1 protein-coding gene is annotated in these 277 nt (G+C 46.6%); it reads right to left on the reverse strand.

Annotated features, from left to right (window positions below):
- Positions 1-13 precede the first annotated feature (13 nt).
- Positions 14-277, reverse strand: a 264-nt coding sequence (locus BHE89_RS26780) for a hypothetical protein (protein ID WP_353615091.1), incomplete at its 5' end; no start/stop codon positions are given.

Raw genomic sequence — 277 nt, forward strand, 5'->3', positions numbered from 1 at the left:
GGACGCTTTCACATTAGGCATGTTGGGGTTGCTCATATTTTTCACTGTCGTCACTGGCGGCAGTCTGTATCTCTACCATGAGAGACAGAAAGAAAAAAAGCATCACAACGCCTAAGTAATAACCGCGAACATGAACCAAAGGGCCAGCAATAGCTGGCCTTTTTTTTATGCCTGGCGTTTTATTGGCGTTACATGTCACACTTGCTAAACGTGACATGTAACGATAATGGCGAAACCATGAGAATATCTGACGAGGACGCGACCGCAGCCAGCGTCT

Origin of the sequence: Shigella sp. FC1967 (assembly GCF_001743005.1) — a bacterium.
Lineage (GTDB): Bacteria > Pseudomonadota > Gammaproteobacteria > Enterobacterales > Enterobacteriaceae > Proteus.